Genomic DNA, 22,136 nt, shown 5'->3' on the forward strand with positions numbered 1-22,136 from the left:
AGGGATGTCAAACGGGAACTTCTTGGACGCTTCGATCAGCACCGGCATCGGCTCCGATGCGGGTACATCAACGGTCAACCCTGCGATCGGCAACGACTTCGATCGTCACGTCGCCTATTGGCGCGACGCGCTCGCCGGCGCACCGGCCATGCTCGAGTTGCCGACCGACCGTCCGCGTTCCGGGCGACGGGACCCTGCTACGGCCGGCGTCGCGGTCGCTATCGATCCCGAGTTGACCGTGCGCCTGGACGCGCTCGCCGCGCGTCACGACGCGACCCTGCAAACCGTCTTGCTGGCGGCGTGGGCGGCGACGCTGGCGCGCTTGTCGAGTCAGGACGATGTCGTGATCGGCGTGCCGACCGATGGCGATGCGCCAGCCGGTTCGATCGGCGATGTGCTGCCGCTGCGCATCGATCTGAGCGGGCAGCCGAGCGTTGCCGAACTGCTGGCCAGGGTCGGCCGGCGTCTGCGCGATGCCTTCGCGCACGCGGTGCCAACCTTCGAAGGCATTGTCGCGTCGACCGCATCGCTGGCCGGCGCGCTGCCGGCGCCTGTGTTTCAGAGCGTGCTGGCCTTGCGCGACGCCGATGCGCCATCCCAGGCACAGTCGCCAGGCGTGGATCTGGCCTTGAATCTGCGCGGGACCGGCGAGGGCATCGCCGGCGAACTTTGCTACGCGGTCGCCTTGTTCGACGCCGACAGCGTCGAACGCTACCTCGGCCACTGGCAGCGCTTGTTGCGCGCGATGACCCTCGACGAGACGCGGGCGGTTTCGCGCCTGCCGATTCTTGGCGAGGAGGAGCGCCGCTTGGTTCTGGAGACCTGGAACGCGACGTCGATCGAATATCCGCACGACGCCTGCATGCACGAGTTGTTCGAAGCGCAGGTCGTGCGCTCGCCGGATGCGGTGGCGCTGGTCGCCGGCTCCAGTACGCTGAGCTATGCGCAACTCAACGAGCGCGCCAACCGCCTCGCGCATCATTTGCGCGCGCTTGGCCTTGGCCCGGACGAGCGGGTCGGCATCTGCGTGCAGCGCAACGCCGAGATGTTGGTCGCGCTGCTGGCCTCGCTGAAGTCCGGCGCCGCCTATGTGCCGCTGGACCCGGCCTATCCGGCCGATCGTCTGGGCTACATGCTCGACGACGCCATGCCGCGCGTGGTGCTCACCGATGCCGTTGGTGGTCCGGTGCTGGCGCAAGCGCTGGCCTTGGCGGAACAGGCGCAGTCGTTGGCCGTGCTCGACCTGCAGGCCGATGCGGCTGTGTGGGCGAACGCGCCCGGCGAGAATCCGTCGGCGCAAGCGGTCGGCCTGCACTCGCGTCATCTGGCCTATCTGATCTATACCTCCGGTTCGACCGGCCGGCCCAAGGGCGTGGCCATCGAACATCGCAACGGAGTCAACTTCATTTGCTGGGCCTTGCAGGAGTTCTCGCCCGACACGCTGCGCAACTGCCTGTTCTCGACCTCGATCAATTTCGATCTGTCGATCTACGAATACGGCGTGCCGCTGTCGTGCGGAGGCTGTGTGACCCTGGTCGACAACGCGCTGACCTTGTTGAACGCGGCCTTGCCGGTCACCCTGATCAACACCGTGCCTTCGGTGATGATGGAGCTGACGCGCGCCGAGGCGATTCCGCCGAGCGTGCGGGTGGTGAACGTCGCCGGCGAGCCGCTCAAGCGCGCGCTCGCCGAACGCATCATCGCGACCCCGCAGGTCGAGCAACTGTGCAATCTCTATGGCCCGTCCGAAACCACCACCTATTCGACGTGGACGCGGATGGATCGCAGTACCGGCTTCATCGCCGACGTCGGCCGTCCGGTCGGCAACACGCAGGTCTATATCCTCGATGAGGCCGGCACTCCCGCGCCGGTCGGCGTGGCCGGTGAGATCTTCATCGGCGGCCATGGCGTCGCCCGCGGCTATCTCGGCAAGCCGGAGCTGACCGCGGATCGCTTTCTCGATGATCCCTTCAGCGCCGAGCCCGGCGCGCGCATGTACAAGACCGGCGACCTCGGGCGCTGGTCGAACGACGGTACCATCACCTTGCTGGGTCGCAACGACTTCCAGGTGAAGATCCGCGGCTTCCGCATCGAGCTGGGCGAGATCGAAGCCAGGCTCGGCGAATGCGCGGGTGTACGCGAAGCGGTGGTGGTCGCACGCGACGACGACAACGGCGGCAAGCGTCTGGTCGCCTACTGCCTGGCCGACGAAGCGCTGGACATCGCGGCGATTCGCGAGCATGTCGCCAGCGCTCTGCCCGAATACATGATGCCGTCGGCATTCGTGCGTCTGGAAGCCTGGCCGCTCACCGCCAATGGCAAGCTCGACCGCAAGGCGTTGCCCGCGCCCGACGACGACGCGTATACGCGCCGTGCCTATGAGGCGCCGCAGGGCGAGATCGAGACGACGCTCGCCTCCATTTGGTCCGATTTGCTGCGGCTCGAAAAGATCGGACGCAACGACGATTTCTTCGAACTTGGCGGGCACTCGTTGCTCGCCGTACAGCTGGTATCGCGCGTACGCAAGGCGCTCGATGTCGAGCTGACGTTCCGCGATGTGTTCGAAGCCTCGGAATTGCGCGAGCTGGGCGAGCGCCTGCCACGCATCGCCGTCTCGAGCCTGAGCCAGATCGTGCCGGTGGCGCGCCGGCCGTTGATGCAGATGCCGCAGATCGTGCGCGGCTTCTGGGTCATGACCCAGCTCGGTCAGGCGACCTCAGCGCATCACATCGGCGGCGCCTATCGCCTCGCTGGCGACCTCGATCGTCCGGCACTGGAGCGCAGCTGGCGCGCCATCATCGCGCGACATGAGATCCTGCGCATCCGTTTCATTCAGGTCGATGGCGAGCCCATGCTGGGCGTCGACCAGACTGCGCCGTTCGATTTGCGCTTTCAGGATATCCGTGGCGCCGAAGATACGGCCGCTCGTTGCGACACGCTGTATTCGGAACTGTACGCGGAACCCTTCGATCTCGGTCACGACGTTCCGCTGCGCGCACAAGTCCTGCAACTGGACGAGCATGCATTCGAGCTGCAATGGGTGACCCATCACATCGTCTCCGATGGCTGGTCGATCGGTGTCATGCTCAAGGAACTGAGCGAGTTCTACGCCGCCGAGACCGGCCACGCTCAGGCAGCACTGCCAGCGCTGCCGGTGCAGTACCTCGATTACGCGTTCTGGAAGGGCGAGCATCTGCCGGCCGCGGAGCTGGATCGGCAGGTCGGCTACTGGCGCGATACGCTGGCGGGTGCGCCGCCGCTGCTCGAGTTGCCGACCGATCGCCCGCGCCCGCCGCAGCAGGATTTCGCTGGCGCAGCGATCGATCTGCATCTGGGCGAAGCCTTGACCACACGGCTGAAAGCCTTGAGTCGGCGCCACGGCGTCACCCTCTACATGACGATCCTGGCCAGCTGGGCGGCAGTGTTCTCGCGCCTGTCGGGTCAATCGGAGGTCGTGATCGGCAGCCCGATGGCCAGCCGCAGCCGTGAAGAGATCGAGCCGCTGATCGGCTTCTTCATCAATACCCTGGCGTTGCGGATCGATCTGGACAGCAATCCCTCCACCGGCGAACTGCTCACCCGCACGCGCCAGCGGCTGCTCGATGCGCAGGCGCACGGGGATGTGCTGTTCGACCGCGTGGTCGAAGCGCTCAAGCCGCCGCGCAACAGCGCCTACAACCAGATGTTCCAGGTGATGTTGGCCTGGCAGAGTCAGGACGAGGGCGAATTGGCCCTGCCAGGCATCGAAGTCCTGCGCGCGCCGAAGGCGATGAAGACCGCGCAGCTCGATCTGCTGGTGGATCTGCGCGAGAAGGACGGCTGCATCAGCGGCTTCCTGAATTACATGACCGCCTTGTTCGATCGCGAGACGATCGAGCGCTTCGTTGGCTACTGGCAGCGCTTGCTGACAGCGATGGCCGACGACGATGCGGCGCCGGTGTCGGCGCTGCCGTTGCTGGGCGAGGCCGAACGCGGGCAGGTGTTGCACCGCTGGAACGCGACGGCGCAGCCCTATCCGCGCGACACCTGCGTGGGCGAGCTGTTCGCCGCGCAGGCCGCGGCACAGCCGGACGCCGTGGCCTTGGTGTGGGGCGAGCAGCGGGTCAGCTACGACGCGTTGAATCGCCGTGCCAATCGGCTTGCCCACTGGTTGGGCGCGCAGGGCATCGGCCGTGGCGCACGCGTCGCTCTGTCGCTGTCGCGCGGCGTGCCGATGGTGGAGACGCTGCTCGGTGTATTGAAGGCGGGCGCGGCCTACGTGCCGATGGCACCGGATCTGCCGGCAGCGCGGGTGGCATTCATGCTGGACGACGCGCAGCCGGCCCTGCTGATCGCGGACGCGAGTGCGCAGCTGCCAGGCATGCCGGGTGTGCCGGTGGCGCGATTGGAGACATTGGCCGAGGCGCTGTCGGCGCACCCCGATCACGATCCGGCGCTCGCGCAGATGGATGCGACGCAGCTGGCGTACGTGATCTACACTTCCGGCACGACCGGGACACCCAAGGGCGTGCAGGTCTCGCACCGCAACGTGGTGAACTTCTGCTGCTGGTGCCGCGATGCCGGATTGCTCGCAGCGGGCGTGCGCATGACCCAATTCGCGCCGTATACCTTCGACGCATCGGCGGGCGAGATCTTCGCCGGCCTGCTCGGCGGCGCCGAGCTGCACCTGCTGGACGAAGCGACGATCCAAAGTCCGCAGCGCCTGCAGGCGTATCTGCTGGAGCAGCGGATCGGCTTCGCGGCCTTGCCGCCGGCGTATCTGCAACAACTGGATCCGGCGCTGGCCCCGGCCGGCATGAAGCTGCTGACCGCCGGTTCGGCGCCGACGCCAGAGTTGGTGCGGCGTTGGGCGGGTCGCGGCGAATACGTCAACGGCTACGGCCCGACCGAGACGACGATCCTGTCGACCACGACGGCGCTGAGCGCCGACGAAGCGCGCATCAGCATCGGCCGTCCGATCGCCAATACCCGGGTGTACGTGCTGGACGCGCACCGTCAGCCGGTGCCGGTCGGTGTGACCGGGGAGTTGTGGATCGGCGGCGACGGCGTCACGCCGGGCTATTTGAACCGCGACGCGCTGACCGAGGAGCGCTACGTCGCCGATCCGTTCTGCAGTGAACCCGGTGGGCGCATGTACCGCACCGGCGACCTCGGCCGCTGGTCGTCCGACGGCAGCCTGGAGTTCGCGGGTCGCAACGACTTCCAGGTGAAGATCCGCGGCTTCCGCATCGAACTGGGCGAGATCGAAGCCAGGCTGGTCGAATGCCCCGGCGTGGGCGAGGCGGTGGTGGTCGCGCGCGAGGAGGGCGGCGAGCCGCGGCTGGTGGCGTACTGCCTGAGCGACGGTACCTCGGACGAGACGTTGGACGCCGGTGCGTTGCGCGAGCGCCTGGCGAGCCAGTTGCCCGAGTACATGGTCCCGGCGGCGTTCGTGCAGATGCACGCGTGGCCGCTGACCGCGCACGGCAAGCTGGATCGCAAGGCGCTGCCCGCGCCCGACGACAGCGCCTATGCGCGGCGTGCGTACGAGGCGCCGCAGGGCGAGATCGAACACACTCTGGCGCAGTTGTGGAGCCAGTTGCTCAGGGTCGAACAGGTCGGCCGCCACGACGGCTTCTTCGAACTGGGAGGGCATTCGCTGCTCGCGGTACAGCTGAGTTCGCGCGTGCGCCAGACCCTGGGCGTGGAACTGCCGCTGCGGTGGGTGTTCGAAGCGCCGGTGCTGTCGCAACTGGCGCAGCGCCTGGCGACTGGCGAAACCGCGCAACTGACCGCGATCGCCGTGGCCGAGCGTCGCACCCACATGCCGCTGTCGTTGGCACAGCAACGCTTGTGGTTCCTGACCCAGCTCGACGGCGCCAGCGCCGCCTATCACACGGCGGGCGCATTGCGCTTGACCGGCCGCTTGGACGTGGCGGCGCTGGAGCGCTCCTTGCAACGCGTCGTCGCGCGCCATGAATCGCTGCGCACGCGCTTCGTGCTGGTCGACGGCCAGCCGATGCAACGGGTCGACGCAAGCGCAAGCGTGCGACTGCGCTTCGAAGACCTGCGCGGCGAACACAATCGCGAAGCCTTGCGCACCGCCCGAGGTGAAGCGCTGTACGCGGAACCGTTCGACCTGAGCGCCGATCCGCCGCTTCGGGTGATGCTCATGCAACTGGAGGACGAGGATTACGGATTGTACGTGGTGGTGCATCACATCGTCTCCGACGGTTGGTCGATCGGCGTCATGCTGGAAGAACTCAGTCGCCTGTATACCGCCGAGGTCGAAGGTGCGGCCGATCCCTTGCCGCCGTTGCCGATCCAGTACATCGACTATGCGCAATGGCAACGGCAGTGGCTGGCCGACGGCCAGCTGGAGCGTCAGGTCACGTATTGGCGCGAAGCCCTCGCCGGCGCGCCGACCTTGCTGGAAGTGCCGACCGATCGCCCGCGTCCGCCGTATCAGAGCTTCGCCGGCAGCGCGCTGGACGTCGTACTCGATGCGACCCTGACTGCGCAGCTCAAAGCGCTGAGCCAACGCCACGGCGTCACGCTCTACATGACCCTGCTGGCGAGCTGGGCGGCGCTGCTGGGCCGTCTGTCCGGCCAAGACGAGGTGGTGATCGGCAGCCCGATGGCCGGCCGCAACCGGGCCGAGATCGAGCCGCTGGTCGGTTTCTTCGTCAATACCCTCGCGCTGCGTATCGAACTGGGCGGCGAGCCCACGGTGGCGGAACTGCTGACCCGCACACGCCGTCGCGTACTCGACGCGCAATCGCATCAGGACCTGCCGTTCGACCACGTGGTGGAAGTGACCAAGCCGGTGCGCAGCACCGCGCACACGCCGATCTTCCAGGTGATGCTGGCATGGCAGAACCAGAACGAAGCGCGGCTGTCGATGCCTGGCGTGGCCACCGAGAGCCTGGAACAGGAAGCGAGCAACGCCCAGTTCGAATTGATCCTGAACTTGCGCGAGCAGGGCGAGGAGATCGTCGGTGCGCTGAGCTACATGACGTCCTTGTTTGACGAAACGACAGTCGCACGTTACTTCGGCTATTGGCGGCGTCTGCTGGCCGGCATGACCCAGGACGACACCGCGGCGATGGCGCGCCTGCCGTTGCTCGGCGCCGCCGAACGCCACCGCTTGCTGAATGAGTGGAACGCGACCGAGCGCAGCTATCCAGACACCACCGTGCATGCGCTGTTCGAGGCGCAGGCGCAACGCAGCCCAGATGCGATCGCGCTGAGTTACGAGGACGGCGCCGGAGGCAATGCGCTGAGCTACGCCGAATTGAACCGCCGCGCCAACCGCCTTGCCCATCATCTGATCGCGATGGGCGTGGCCGCGGAGGATCGTATCGCGATCTGTATGGAACGCAGCCTGGACATGGTGGTCGGCCTGCTGGCGATCCTCAAATCCGGCGCGGCCTATGTGCCGATCGATCCTTCGTATCCGCACCATCGTCTGCGCCACATGCTGGACGATTGCGCGCCGAAAGCGGCACTCAGCCATGGTCAGTTGACGCAGACGATCGCTGCGCTGGCCGCAGCGTCCGAAGCGCCGTTCCCCGTGCTCGACCTCGATCGGCTGTCGACGCAGTCGCATAGCGATGCGAATCCGTCTGTCGCGGTGAGCGGGTCGCACCTGGCCTACATGATCTATACCTCTGGTTCGACCGGCCTGCCCAAGGGGGCGATGAACGAACATCGCGGCGTGGTCAATCGTTTGCTGTGGGCGCAGGATCAGTTCGGGCTCGACGCAAGCGATCGCGTTCTGCAGAAGACCACCTTCGGCTTCGACGTGTCGGTATGGGAGTTCTTCCTGCCGTTGCTGGCTGGCGCGCGCGTGACCCTGGCCCGTCCCGGCGGCCATCAGGACCCGGCGTACCTGGTCGAGATGATCGAGCACTGCGGCATTACCGTGATGCACTTCGTGCCCTCGATGCTGCAGGCCTTCCTGACGCAGAGCGATCTGGCGCGCTGCGGTTCGCTGCGTCACGTCAAATGCAGCGGTGAAGCCTTGCCCTATGCCTTGCAGCAACGCTTCCGTGCCGCATTGCCGCACGCGCAGTTGCACAATCTGTACGGGCCGACCGAGGCCGCCGTCGACGTCACCTACTGGCGGTGTGTCGACGACGCGCATGCCGGCACCGTGCCGATCGGAAAGCCGGTCGCCAACACCTCCGTCTATCTGCTCGACGCGCATGGCGAGCCGGTTCCGGTCGGCGTCGCCGGCGAATTGCACATCGGCGGTGTGCAAGTCGGCCGCGGCTATCGCAACCGCGCGGAGCTCACCGCAGAACGTTTCATCGCCGATCCCTACTCGCGTGATCCACGGGCACGCCTGTACCGCAGTGGCGACCTGGCGCGTTGGTTACCCGACGGCAACGTCGAGTATCTCGGACGCAACGACTTCCAGGTGAAGATTCGCGGCTTCCGCATCGAACTCGGCGAGATCGAAGCCAAGCTCGCCGAATGCGAGCACGTGCGCGAGGCGGTGGTGCTGGCCCGCGAGGACGTGCCGGGCGAGAAGCGGTTGGTCGCCTACCTGACCATGTCGGTCGAGTCTTCCACGGCCGTCGCCGACCTGCGCGCTCAGCTGTTGGTGCAGCTGCCCGACTACATGGTCCCCAGCGCGTTCGTCATTCTGCCGTCGCTACCGCTCACGCCGAACGGCAAGCTGGATCGCAAGGCCTTGCCAGCGCCGGACGGCGCGGCCTATGCGCGCCGCGGCCATGCGGCGCCGCAAGGACATGTGGAAGCCACTCTCGCGAAGATCTGGATCGAGCTGCTGAAGCTCGACCGGGTCGGCCGCTTCGACGACTTCTTCGAACTCGGCGGCCATTCGCTACTCGCGGTGCAGCTGGCGACGCGTGTGCGCGATGCGCTCGATGTCGAGCTGAACCTGCGCGACGTGTTCGAAGCCTCCGAACTCGCATGCCTGGCCGAACGCGTATCGCTCGCGACCTCGTCGGTGACGACGGCGATCGAGATCGTGCAGCGCCAGCCATACATGCCGCTGTCGCCGGCACAGCAACGTCTGTGGTTCCTGACCCAAGTCGACGGCGCAAGCGCCGCTTATCACTCGGCCGGCGCTCTTCGCCTCACCGGTGCATTGGATCGCGGCGCGCTGGCGCGGGCGCTGCGGCGCATCGTCGAGCGACATGAGATCCTGCGGACACGCTTTGTGCTGGTAGAAGGCGAGCCGATGCAGCAGTTCGTCGGCGCAGATGCGTTCGATCTGCGCTTGGAAGACGTGCGGGCCGCGCAAGATCCCGAGGGCGCCAGCCAAGCGCTCGGCACCGCCTTCCTCGCGCAGCCCTTCGATCTGGGTGCGGCACTGCCGATCCGCATGCAATTGGTGCAGATCGCGCACGACGTCCATGCCTTGCACGCGGTGCTGCACCACATCGTCTCCGACGGTTGGTCGATCGGTGTGTTGCTCGACGAACTCGGCGCGTTCTATGCCTTGGAAGTCGGAGCCGCGGCGCAATCGCCGGCGCCGTTGCCCGTGCAGTACATCGATTATGCCCAATGGCAATGGCAGTGGCTGGCCGGCGGTCCGGCCGAGCGGCAGGCGAAGTACTGGCGCGAAACCCTGGCCGGTGCGCCGACCCTGCTCGAGCTGCCGACCGATCGTGCACGCGCGCCGCATCAGGATTTCGCCGGCGCGGCCATCGGCCTGCATCTGGACGAAACGCTCTACATGGGTCTGAAGAGGCTGAGCCAGCGTTACGGCACGACCCTGTACATGACCCTGCTCGCGAGTTGGGCGGCGGTGTTGAGCCGCTTGTCGGGGCAGGACGAGGTCGTGATCGGCAGCCCGGTCGCAGGCCGCGCTCGCACCGAGATCGAACCGTTGATCGGCTTCTTCGTCAACACGCTGCCGCTGCGCATCGACTTGAGCGGCGAGCCGACCGTGGCCGAACTGTTGTCGCGCACGCGAGCCCAGGTGCTCGACGCACAGGCGCACCAGGATCTGCCATTCGATCGGATCGTCGAAGCGGTGAAGCCGCCGCGCAGCACCGCGCATTCGCCGGTCTTCCAGGTGATGCTGGCTTGGCAGAGCCAGGCCGAGGGCCGCTTGCATCTGGCCGGCATCGACGTCGCCGAGCAGGCACTGGCGACGACGACCGCGCCGTTCGAGCTGATTCTCGATCTGCGCGATACCGGCAGCGCTATCGAGGGCGCGCTCGGCTATATGACCTCGTTGTTCGATGCGGAAACGGTATCGCGCTACGCCGAATACTGGCAGCGCTTGCTGCACGCCATGGCCGCCGACGGCGAGGCCTTCGTCGCGCGCTTGCCCTTGTTGGGCGCCGCCGAGAGCGCTCGGATGCTGTCGGAATGGAACGCGACGGCATTGGCGTACCCGCGTGAGGCTTGCCTGCACGATTTGTTCGAAGCGCAGGCGCAACGTACGCCTGACGCGATTGCCTTGGTGGCGGGCGAGGAGCGGCTCAGTTACGACGAGCTGAATCGCCGCGCGAATCGTTTGAGCCGGCATTTGCGCAGCCTGGGCGTTGCCCCCGACGATCGGGTTGGTCTGTGCCTGGAACGCAATGCCGGGATGATGGTGGCGTTGCTGGCGACGTTGAAGTCGGGCGGGGCGTATGTGCCCCTGGATCCGGCGTATCCGCCGGATCGCCTGGCGCAGATCCTCGACGATGCGACGCCGCGCGTGGTGCTTGCCGATGCGGTGGGCCTGCCGGTGTTGGCACAGGCATTGGACCGCGCCGAAAACACATCCTCGCCGGTGATCGTGGATATCGACACCGACGCGGCACAGTGGGAAAACGCCTCCGATGAGAACGTCGCGGTCGCTGGTTTGCGCTCGTCGAATCTCGCCTACCTGATCTACACTTCCGGCTCGACCGGAAGGCCCAAGGGCGTGGCGATCGAGCATCGCAACGCGGTGAACTTCCTCAGCTGGGCCACGGGGGCGTTCAGCGCGCACGACCTGAGCAACTGCCTGTTCTCGACCTCGATCAATTTCGATCTGTCGTTGTTCGAGTACGGTGCACCGCTGTCTGTCGGCGGCACCGTGACCTTGGTCGCGAATGCGCTGACGTTGTTGGACGCCGCGCACCCGGTGACGCTGATTAACACCGTCCCCTCGGCAATGGCCGAGTTGACCCGTGCGCAGGCCATTCCGCCCAGCGTGCGCGTGGTCAATGTGGCAGGCGAGGCGCTCAAGCGTTCGCTGGCGGAACGCATCCTGGCCAGCGCCAACGTCGAACGTCTGTGCAATCTGTACGGGCCGTCGGAGACGACGACCTATTCGACCTGGACCACGATGACGCGCGACAGCGGCTTTGTCGGCGATATCGGCGGCCCGGTCGGCAACACGCAGGTCTATGTGCTGGACACGGCCGGTGCGCCGGTGCCGATCGGCGTAGCCGGCGAGATCTGGATCGCCGGTGCGGGCGTGGCGCGCGGCTACCTGGGCCAACCCGAGCTTACGGCCGAGCGCTTCGTCTGCGATCCGTTCGCGGCCGATCCCGCCGCGCGGATGTATTGCACCGGCGATCTGGGCCGTTGGTCGGATGAGGGCAAAGTCACTTTGCTGGGTCGCAACGACTTCCAGGTGAAGATCCGCGGCTTCCGCATCGAGCTGGGCGAGGTCGAATCCAAGCTGGTCGAAAGCCTGGGGGTTCGCGAAGCGGTCGTGCTGGCGCGCGAGGATGCGGCTGGCGAGAAGCGTCTGGTCGCTTACTGCCTGGCCGACGAGACGCTGGACATCGCCTCGGTGCGCGAGCATCTGGCCAAGCGCTTGCCGGAGTACATGCTGCCGTCGGCGTTCGTGCGATTGCCTGCATGGCCGCTGACGCCGAACGGCAAGCTCGATCGCAAGGCATTGCCGGCGCCGGACGACTCTGCATATGCGCGACGCGCTTTCGAGGCGCCGCAAAGCGAGACCGAGCGAGGCCTGGCGGTGATCTGGGCCGAGTTGCTGGCGGTCGAGGCGATCAGCCGCTTCGACGATTTCTTCGAGCTCGGCGGACATTCGCTGTTGGCCGTGCAATTGGCGTCGCGGGTGCGCAAGACGTTCGATGTCGACTTGTCGATGCGCGAGCTGTTCGAGTTGCCGACCCTGTCGCGGCTGGCCGCGCACGTCGCGGCGGGGCAGCGCTCGGATCAATCGGCAATTCTGCCGGCGGCACGGCAGGCGTTCATGCCCTTGTCGCAGGCACAACGGCGTCTGTGGTTTCTGAGCCAGATCGACGGCGCGAGCGCCGCCTATCACTTGTCGGGCGCGCAGCGTCTGCGTGGCGCGCTGGATCTGGCCGCGCTGTCGCATGCGCTCGATCAGGTTGTGGCGCGGCATGACGTGCTGCGGACGCGATTCGTGTTGGTCGACGGGCAGCCGATGCAGCAGGTGGCGGCGCACGCTGCGGCCGATCTGCGCGTGCGCGATCTGCGCGGTCACGACGATGTCGAAGCGGCGAATTCGACACTCAACGAGGCCTTGTTCGCGCAGGCCTTCGATCTGGAGCACGATCCGCTGCTGCGCGTGCAGGTGGCGCAGCTGGGCGAGAACGATTTCGGACTGGCGGTGGTGATGCACCACATCATCTCCGACGGCTGGTCGATCGGCGTGATGCTGGAAGAGCTGAGCCGCCTCTATGTCGCGAAACTGCAGGGCGATCGCGATCCGCTGCCGCCGTTGCCGGTGCAATACGTCGACTACGCGCAATGGCAGCGGCAATGGCTGGCGGACGGCCAGTCACAACGCCAGGTCGCGTATTGGCGTGAGGCATTGAGCGGCGCGCCCGCTTTGCTGGAACTGCCGACCGACCGTCCGCGTCCGTCGCATCAGGATTTCTCTGGAGCCGCGCTCGAGCTCAGTCTGGATGCGGATCTGACCGCGCGGCTGAGGGCGCTGAGCCACCGCCACGGTGCGACCTTGTACATGACCCTGCTTGCGAGTTGGGCCGCAGTGCTCGGCCGTCTATCCGGTCAGGACGAGGTGGTGATCGGCAGCCCGGTCGCAGGTCGCAACCGCGTGGAAATCGAGCCGCTGATCGGTTTCTTCGTCAACACGCTGGCGTTGCGCATCGATCTGGCCGGCACGCCGACGGTCGCCGAGTTGCTGGCGCGCACACGCGGTTGCGTGCTCGAGGCACAGTCGCATCAGGATCTGCCGTTCGATCAAGTGGTCGAAGCGGTCAAGCCGCCGCGCAATCCATCGCATACACCGGTGTTCCAAACGCTGCTGGCTTGGCAGACACAGGACGAAGGCCAGTTGTCGTTGCCGGGCATCGAAGCGACGGCCGTTGCCACGGTGCTGCGCACGGCGCAGTTCGATCTGACCCTTGGCTTGCGCGAAACCGCGCAGGGTATCGAGGGTGGCCTGAACTACGCGACCGCGCTGTTCGATCGAGCAACCGTGGCGCGTTACGCGGACTACTGGCAGCGCTTGCTGACAGCGATGGCCGACGACGATGCGGCGCCGGTGTCGGCGCTGCCGTTGCTGGGCGAGGCCGAACGCGGGCAGGTGTTGCACCGCTGGAACGCGACGGCGCAGCCCTATCCGCGCGACACCTGCGTGGGCGAGCTGTTCGCCGCGCAGGCCGCGGCACAGCCGGACGCGGTGGCCTTGGTGTGGGGCGAGCAGCGGGTCAGCTACGACGCGTTGAATCGCCGTGCCAATCGACTTGCCCACTGGTTGGGGGCGCAGGGCATCGGCCGTGGCGCACGCGTCGCTCTGTCGCTGTCGCGCGGCGTGCCGATGGTGGAGACGCTGCTCGGTGTATTGAAGGCGGGCGCGGCCTACGTGCCGATGGCGCCGGATCTGCCGGCGGCGCGGGTGGCATTCATGCTGGACGACGCGCAGCCGGCCCTGCTGATCGCGGACGCGAGCGCGCAGCTGCCGGACGTGACCGGTGTGCCGGTGGCGCGATTGGAGACATTGGCCGAGGCGCTGTCGGCGCACCCCGATCACGATCCGGCGCTCGCGCAGATGGATGCGACGCAGCTGGCGTACGTGATCTACACCTCCGGCACGACCGGGACGCCCAAGGGCGTGCAGGTCTCGCACCGCAACGTGGTGAACTTCTGCTGCTGGTGCCGCGATGCCGGATTGCTCGCAGCGGGCGTGCGCATGACCCAATTCGCGCCGTATACCTTCGACGCATCGGCGGGCGAGATCTTCGCCGGCCTGCTCGGCGGCGCCGAGCTGCACCTGCTGGACGAAGCGACGATCCAAAGTCCGCAGCGCCTGCAGGCGTATCTGCTGGAGCAGCGGATCGGCTTCGCGGCCTTGCCGCCGGCGTATCTGCAACAACTGGATCCGGCGCTGGCCCCGGCCGGCATGAAGCTGCTGACCGCCGGTTCGGCGCCGACGCCGGAGTTGGTGCGGCGTTGGGCGGGGCGCGGCGAATACGTGAACGGCTACGGCCCGACCGAGACGACGATCCTGTCGACCACGACGGCGCTGAGCGCCGACGAAGCGCGCATCAGCATCGGCCGTCCGATCGCCAATACCCGGGTGTACGTGCTGGACGCGCACCGTCAGCCGGTGCCGGTCGGTGTGACCGGGGAGTTGTGGATCGGCGGCGACGGCGTCACGCCGGGCTATTTGAACCGCGACGCGCTGACCGAGGAGCGCTACGTCGCCGATCCGTTCTGCAGTGAACCCGGTGGGCGCATGTACCGCACCGGCGACCTCGGCCGCTGGTCGTCCGACGGCAGTCTGGAGTTCGCGGGTCGCAACGACTTCCAGGTGAAGATCCGCGGCTTCCGCATCGAGCTGGGCGAGATCGAAGCCAGGCTGGTCGAATGCCCCGGCGTGGGCGAGGCGGTGGTGGTCGCGCGTGAGGAGGGCGGCGAGCCGCGGCTGGTGGCGTACTGCCTGGGCGACGGTACCTCGGACGAGGGGGTGGACGCTGGTGCGTTGCGCGAGCGCCTGGCGAGCCAGTTGCCCGAGTACATGGTCCCGGCGGCGTTCGTGCAGATGCACGCGTGGCCGCTGACCGCGCACGGCAAGCTCGATCGCAAGGCGCTGCCCGCGCCGGACGACAGCGCCTATGCGCGGCGTGCGTACGAGGCGCCGCAGGGCGAGATCGAACACACTCTGGCGCAGTTGTGGAGCCAGTTGCTCAGGGTCGAACAGGTTGGCCGCCACGACGGCTTCTTCGAACTGGGAGGGCATTCGCTGCTCGCGGTACAGCTGAGTTCGCGCGTGCGCCAGACCCTGGGCGTGGAACTGCCGCTGCGTTGGGTGTTCGAAGCGCCGGTGCTGTCGCAACTGGCGCAGCGTCTGGCGACTGGAGAAACCGCGCAACTGACCGCGATCGCCGTGGCCGAGCGTCGCACCCACATGCCGCTGTCGTTGGCACAGCAACGCTTGTGGTTCCTGACCCAGATCGATGGCGCCAGCGCCGCCTATCACTCGGCCGGAGCCTTGCGTCTGAGCGGCCGCTTGAATGTAGATGCACTGGAGCGCTCCTTGCGACGGATCGTCGCGCGCCATGAATCGTTGCGCACACGCTTCGTGCTGGTCGATGGCCAGCCGATGCAGAAGATCGATGCAGAGGCGACGCTGCAGCTGCGCTTCGAAGATCTGCGTGGCGAACAAAACCGCGAGGCGTTGCGCGCGGCCCGAGGCGAAGCGATCTACGCCGAAGCCTTCGACCTGCGCACCGATCTGCCCCTGCGGGTGCTGCTGGTGCAGCTGGAAGACGAGGACTACGCGCTGTACGTAGTGATGCATCACATCGTCTCCGACGGTTGGTCGATCGGCGTCATGCTGGAAGAACTCAGTCGCCTGTATACCGCCGAGGTCGAAGGTGCGGCCGATCCCTTGCCGCCGCTGCCGATCCAGTACATCGACTATGCGCAATGGCAACGACAGTGGCTGGCCGACGGTCAACTCGAGCGGCAGACCGCGTATTGGCGCGAAGCGCTGGCCGGCGCGCCGACCTTGCTGGAAGTGCCGACCGATCGCCCGCGTCCGGCGCATCAGAATTTCGCCGGCGCCGCACTCGCAATCGATCTGGATGCGGGGCTCACCGCGAGCCTGAAAGCGCTGAGCCAACGCCACGGCGTCACGCTCTACATGACCCTGCTGGCGAGCTGGGCGGCGCTACTGGGCCGCCTGTCCGGCCAAGACGAGGTGGTGATCGGCAGCCCGATGGCCGGCCGCAACCGGGCCGAGATCGAGCCGTTGATCGGTTTCTTCGTCAACACGCTCGCCCTGCGGATCGACTTGGGCGATGAACCGACGGTAGCCGAGTTGCTGGCGCGTACGCGCCGACAAGTCCTCGATGCGCAGTCGCACCAAGACCTGCCGTTCGATCACGTGGTCGAAGTGACCAAGCCGGTGCGCAGCACCGCGCACACGCCGATCTTCCAGGTGATGCTGGCGTGGCAGAACCAGGACGAAGCGCGCTTGTCGATGCCCGGAATTGCGACAGAGGGATTGGCCCAGGACACCAGCAAGGCCCGGTTCGATCTGGCCCTGGACCTGGGCGAACGTGATGGCGCCATCGTCGGTGCGCTGACCTATATGACGGCGCTGTTCGACGAAGCGACCGCGGCCCGCTACGCCGGCTACTGGCAGCGTCTGTTGGCGGGAATGGCGCAGGACGAGTCCATGGCCGTGGCGCGTCTGCCGCTGCTCGACGAAGCCGAGCGCATGCGCATGCTGCACGAGTGTAACGCGGCCCGCGAAACGCATCCGGAGTCGACCGTGCACGCGCTGTTCGAAGCGCAGGCACGGCGCACGCCCGATGCACCGGCGCTGATCTGCGAAGACGACACGCTCAGTTATGCCCAACTGAACCGTCGTGCCAACCAGGTGGCGCATCGCTTGGTCGCCCTGGGCGTACAGCCCGACGATCGGGTGGCGATCTGCACCGAGCGCAGCCTGTCGATGATCGTGGGTCTGCTCGGCATTCTCAAAGCCGGCGCGGCCTACGTGCCGTTGGATCCCAGCTATCCGGCAGATCGTCTGGCCTACATGCTCGAAGACAGCCGGCCCAGGGCATTGCTGACGCAAGCACAGGTGCACGCGCGCTTGCCATTGCTGCAGGCTGCGCAAGCGCCGGTACTGGTGCTGGACAACGGTAGCCTGGATGCGGCGGACGCGCACGATCCGAGCATCGCGGGTCTTACTTCGCGCCACTTGGCCTACGTGATCTACACCTCCGGCTCGACCGGTCAACCCAAGGGGGTGATGGTCGAACATCGCTCGCCGGTCAATTTCTGGCGGGCGATGCGTCAGACCACGCATCGCGAGCTGGCGCCGAATTCGCGCGTTGCCTTGAACGCGGCATTCTCTTTCGACATGTCGTTGAAGGGCATTCTGCAGTTGCTGTCAGGCCACTGCGTGGTGCTGGTGCCGCAGGCGATCCGCGCCAACGGTCCGGCCTTGTTGGCCTTCTTCGATCGCTACCGGATCGAGGCGATGGACAGTACGCCGTCGCAATTGGAGGTGCTGCTGTCTGCGGGCCTGCTCGAATCCACTGGGCATCGTCCTACCAGCATCTATCTGGGCGGCGAGCCGGTGGGCCGCCGCATGTGGGAGCGCCTGAAGGCCTCGCCGAAGATTCACTTCCACAATATGTACGGCCCGACCGAATGCACGGTCGATGCGACCATCGGCAGCATCCGCGAATCGCTGGGTGGCCCTGTGATTGGCAAGCCGATCCTCAACACGCCGGTGTATGTGCTCGATGCCTATGGCGAGCCGTCGCCGGTCGGCGTGCCCGGGGAGATGTTCCTCGGCGGCGTGCAGGTCGCGCGCGGCTATCTGGGGCTTGCGGAGCTGACCGGCGAGCGCTTCCTGCGTGATCCGTTCGCGATGCAGGCCGGTGCGCGCATGTACAAGACCGGCGATCTCGCTCGCTGGACCGCGAACGGCGAACTCGAATATCTGGGCCGCAACGACTTCCAGGTGAAGATCCGCGGCTTCCGCATCGAGTTGGGCGAGATCGAGGCCAAGCTGGCCGCATGCACCGGTGTGCACGAAGCGGCGGTCGTGGCGCGCGAGGACGCGTCGGGCGAGAAGCGGCTGGTCGCCTACGTGACGCTGCGCTCCGGGGCGACCTCGGCGATCGCCGACTTGCGCACGCAGTTGCTGTCACAATTGCCGGATTACATGGTCCCGGCGGCATTCGTGGTGTTGCCGTCGCTACCGCTCACCCCAAACGGCAAGCTCGATCGCAAGGCCTTGCCGGCGCCGGACGATGCCGCTTACGCGCGGCGCGAATACGAAGCGCCACAAGGGCGTGTGGAAACCGCGCTGGCGACGATCTGGGCCGACTTGCTGCACGTCGACCGGGTCGGCCGTTCCGACGATTTCTTCGAACTCGGCGGTCACTCGCTGATGGTGTTGGTGGTGATCGACAGGCTCGCGGCCCTGGGCATCGAGTTGAAGATTCCCGACATCTACCGGCTCGGCACGGTGCAGGCCATCGCGGCCGCGATCGAGGCCGATAGCGATGCGGCCGCCGCCGACCTCACGATGGAAGCGTGGCTGGATCGTCGCGGCTGGAGTTACCGTGCCGAAACCGTCGAAGGGCGTCGGACCCTGCGCCTGTCGCCGGCCACGCCGGCCGACATTGCCGCGTTGAAGAAGTTCAGCGCTTCGCTGAGCGGCGCGGCGAATCCGAGCCGTATCGTCATCGGCGAGGAAACGCCCGCGGCCAGCAACGCACGCTTCGATCAACGCGCGTTCCTCGCCGACCTGGACGCCTCGCTTGCGCAAAGCGAACGCGCCATCCGCGCGGCGGGCGTCGCCGAACGGTATGCCTTCAGCGAAGTGCAGAAGTCCGGCATCGAATGGCACGATCGCGTCTCCCAGCACGTCGTGCCGGTGAACGGCTGGTGGTCGGCGGATGAGTTGCGCGCTGCGTTCGCCGTGCTGGTGCGCAGTCAGGACATGCTGCGTGCGGCCGCCGATCTCGACACGTTGAGCTGGGACGTGCTGGAACCGGCGGCGTTCCGTGCCGTCGACGTGCCGTGGCTCGACCTGCGCCAGCTCTCGTCCAGCGATGCCGATGCTGCCTGGCCGGCGATCGTCGCCGCGCTGCATCGGGCGCAGTCGACGTCACGCCTATGCCATGCCGCCGTGCTGCTGTCGCACAGCGATACCGAACATCGATTGCTGATGGTGAACGATCACCTGATCAGCGACGGCCGCTCCTTCGAAGCCATCGCCGACGGGCTGCGTCGGGTCCTGATCGGGGACGGCGAACCGACCCGGGGCTGCTATCGCGAGTTCGTGGCGGCGTGCGCGCAGGAACATGATCCGTCCTTGCTCGAGCGGCTGGCGCTCGCGCTGGACAACACGGGCATGGCGCAGGCGACGCGGGCCACCGCCGATGCACTCGCGGCGAATGCGGATCAGCCCACACGCATGTTGGTGATCGAAATGCCGGCGGCATCCTCCGACGGCGCGGCCAAGCAAGCCTTCGATCTGTTCCGCACGCTGGTCGCAACGGTCACCGGGCTGGACCGCTTCGCGATGGCGATGACCCATCACGGAAGACAACTGGCGAACCGCGGGTTCGCCGGTCAGTTCGGCCTGTTCCTCGACAAGATTCCGGTCGCCGTCGGCCCGGAGAGCGCGCTCGAGGATGCGATCGAACGCGCCAACCTGCTGCATCGCCAAGGCGTTCGCTTCCTCGACTGGTATCGCTCCGGCGACGCCCGCGTCGCGGGAACGCTGGCTTCGGCACAGAGCGAAGTCGCCTTCAATTTCCAACGTGTCGCCGGCCAAGGACTGGACCACTCGCATGTCGACTTCCAGGCGCTGCACGCCAAGATCGAAGCCGTGCAGGGCGTCGTGTTCGACGCCTACGCCGGCAGCGAAAGACTCGACGCCATATTGGTATTCAAAGGAAGCAATGCGATGGTCGAAGAAGTGAACGCCTTGATCGCGTCGGCGGGAGGGATGATCCGCACCGCAGACGCCAGCGCCGGCGCCGATCCGGTACCTGCGCCTGTACTGGCGGCGGCACCGATCCTTGCGGTGGTGGCGCCGTCGGTCGCAGTCGCGGAACCTGCCATCGTCGTGCAGGATGTGTACAAGCGCTATGGCGATGTCGAGGTGGTCAAGGGCCTTACCTTCAGCGTGCCAAAGGGGACTTGCTTCGGCATCCTCGGCCCCAACGGCGCCGGCAAGACCTCGCTTCTGGGCATGATCGAAGGCATCGTTCCGATCACCTCCGGCCGCATCACCATGCTCGGCATGGACGTTGGCACGCAGATCCGCAAGATCCAGCCGCGGCTCGGCGTGCAGTTGCAGAGCAGCAACTACTTCCAGTTCCTCACCGTCGAGGAATTGCTGACCTTCTACTCGCAGTACCGCGCCGCGGCGAGCGGCAAGCGCAGGCTCGACACGACCGCACGCTTGCTCGATCGCCTGGATCTGGCCGACAAGATGAAGTTCAAGGTCGACGACCTGTCCGGCGGGCAGAAGCAGCGCCTGTCGATCGCGATCGCCTTGCTCGGCGATCCGGACATCCTGTTCCTCGACGAACCCAGCGCCGCCCTCGATCCGCATAGCCGTCGCCATCTGTGGGAGTTCATCGAAGAACTCAAGCAGGAGCGCACCCGCACCATTGTGCTGACCACGCACTACATGGAAGAGGCCGAGCGTCTGTGCGACGAGATCATGATCATGAATCAGGGGAAGATCGTCGATCGCGGCGATCCGAAGTCCCTGGTGGCGCAGTTGAACGCGACCCAGCAGGTCGTGGTCAAGCTCGGCATCGGCGCGCCCGGTGAAGAGATCGCCGTGGAAATGGCGCCGAAGTTCGTCGCGACCTGGGACGCCTTCACCGACTCGCTGCGCATCCCCACCGACGACGTGACCGGCGCGATCCGCCAGATCCTCTCCATCACCGAAGCGCGCGGCGTCGCGGTGGCCGGCATACAGGTCGACCGTTTGAATCTGGAAGACGTGTTCTTGAACAAGACAGGGAAGGAACTGAAGTCATGAGAACGGTTTGGGTGTTCTTCAAATTGCGCATGCGCCAGCTGCGCTACGACAAGGTGGCGCTGGTGTTCTGCTATATCTTCCCGGTGGTGCTGCTGCTCGGTATCGGCTATCCCTTGGAGTTGTCCGGCAATCACAAGATCAAGGTCTCCTACCTGGAAGCCGAGATCGCGCCGGCCGGAAAATCCTTGGTCGACGCGCTCGGCAAGCAGGACCTCGTCCACGTCGTGCCCTTCGTGGGCGAGCGCGGGCAGGCCGAGAGCGCGCTCAAGAACAACGAGATCCAGCACCTGCTGAGCGTGTCCGGCTCCTCGGAAGGCGGGCCGGCGAACGTGACGATCGAAAGCAACTCGCTGGAAGAGAACCGAATCTCGGCGATCGCGCTGGCGTCGATCCTGAAGGCGAACGCCTCCGCCTTGCCGGCAGCCAACCTGCGCCTGCAGAACGTGCAAGTAAGCCGGCGCTCTTCCTATCTGGCCACCTTGTTGCCGGGCCTGATCGGGATGACGATGCTGGTGATCGGCTTGAGCGGTTTCGGGTCGGTGCTGATCGGCGAGGAAAGCGCAGGGCTGTTCAAGAATCTGAAAGCCATCGACGTTTCGCCGACGCCGTTCTTCGCCGGACTGTTTCTCTCGCGCGTATTGGTCGCCTACAGCGTGGTCGCCGGCATGCTCGCCGTCTCGGTGCTCGGGCTCGGCGTGTCGGCCGACATCAACTATCCGTTGCTGTTGCTGGCGGTGACCATGGGCGCGACGACCTACCTCGGCATCGGCCTGATCGTCTTCCTGTTCAGCCGCTCGGTAATGGCGTTCAGCGGCATCGTCAGCTTCATCCAGGTGCCGATGCTGCTGCTCGGAGGCGCGTTCTTCTCGATCAAGCTGTTCCCATCTTGGTTGCAGCCGATCGCCGAGCATTCGCCGTTGGCACCATTCACCTCGATCCTGCGCGAGCTGATGTTCGGTGGCGTCGGTTTGCGCGACGTCTCGCAGCTGTATCCGTCGCTGATCACCATGTCGATCTGGATGGTGGTGATTCTGTTGCTGGCGCGCTGGAGATTCCGATGGTGAGCGCTGCGCCTGTGTGGCGGATAGGCGTGGGCATCGTCGTGCAGGACGACGGAATATTCATGCGCGGCCGCAGCAGGCGCGGGGCAGGGCGGCATGGAGGGTGTGCCGTACGAAACGAACGGCAGCGGCGATTATCGCAT

2 protein-coding genes are annotated in these 22,136 nt (G+C 66.4%); both read left to right on the forward strand.

The genetic code is table 11. The features are described from left to right. Positions 1 to 4 precede the first annotated feature (4 nt). Positions 5 to 20,932, forward strand: a complete 20,928-nt coding sequence (locus HDC36_RS02660) for a non-ribosomal peptide synthase/polyketide synthase (RefSeq protein WP_255432611.1) — start codon at positions 5 to 7, stop codon at positions 20,930 to 20,932. Further along, positions 20,929 to 21,996 carry an ABC transporter permease gene (locus HDC36_RS02665; RefSeq protein ID WP_179564187.1) on the forward strand — a complete coding sequence of 356 codons (1,068 nt, stop codon included), beginning with the start codon at positions 20,929 to 20,931 and terminating at the stop codon, positions 21,994 to 21,996. Before HDC36_RS02660 ends, HDC36_RS02665 begins: the two co-directional genes overlap by 4 nt. Positions 21,997 to 22,136 lie beyond the last annotated feature (140 nt).

The sequence above is a fragment of the Xanthomonas sp. JAI131 genome (genome assembly GCF_013410075.1).
GTDB classification, from domain to species: domain Bacteria; phylum Pseudomonadota; class Gammaproteobacteria; order Xanthomonadales; family Xanthomonadaceae; genus Xanthomonas_A; species Xanthomonas_A bonasiae.